Consider the following 697-nt stretch of genomic DNA (forward strand, 5'->3'; position numbering starts at 1 on the left):
TGCTCACACAGATTGTCTGATGAAATTAAAGAGAGCAGTAATCTTCTGCAGGCTTGTAGCTCAGGTGGTTAGAGCGCACCCCTGATAAGGGTGAGGTCGGTGGTTCAAGTCCACTCAGGCCTACCAATTCTTTCTCATACGGCGTTATGACTCCGGCTCGCATAGCAGGCTATGCGTCGCGAAGCCATGCCTTGTCTGAAAAAGAATAGGAAACTTCAGAAAATTATCATCGATGGGGCTATAGCTCAGCTGGGAGAGCGCCTGCCTTGCACGCAGGATGTCAGCGGTTCGATCCCGCTTAGCTCCACCATCATTCAGCAGTGCCTGCTGAAACATATCTTAAAGATGACTTACGAGTCATGTTTAAGATATTGCTCTTTAACAATACGGAACAAGCTGAAAATTTGAAAACAATGAATAACGTTAAGTTAGTCAGAGTCTCTCAAAAACTTTTACGATTCAGAGTCGTTGCAAGACGTCTGTGGGTTGTGAGGTTAAGCGAATAAGCGTACACGGTGGATGCCCTGGCAGTCAGAGGCGATGAAGGACGTGCTAATCTGCGATAAGCGTCGGTAAGGTGATATGAACCGTTACAGCCGACGATTTCCGAATGGGGAAACCCGGTGCACTCAGTGCATCATCGTTAACTGAATACATAGGTTAACGAGGCGAACCGGGGGAACTGAAACATCTAAGT

2 tRNA genes and 1 rRNA gene are annotated in these 697 nt (G+C 47.2%); all 3 read left to right on the top strand.

What is annotated here, in order from left to right:
* Positions 1 to 49 precede the first annotated feature (49 nt).
* Positions 50 to 126: transfer RNA gene (locus CG67_RS05695), tRNA-Ile, on the top strand.
* A 108-nt stretch (positions 127 to 234) separates the two neighbouring features.
* A tRNA-Ala gene (locus tag CG67_RS05700) sits at positions 235 to 310 on the top strand.
* Between the two features lie 182 nt (positions 311 to 492).
* A 23S ribosomal RNA gene (locus CG67_RS05705) occupies positions 493 to 697 on the top strand; the annotation flags it as partial.

Source organism: Tatumella sp. UCD-D_suzukii (assembly GCF_000611875.2).
GTDB lineage: Bacteria > Pseudomonadota > Gammaproteobacteria > Enterobacterales > Enterobacteriaceae > Tatumella > Tatumella ptyseos.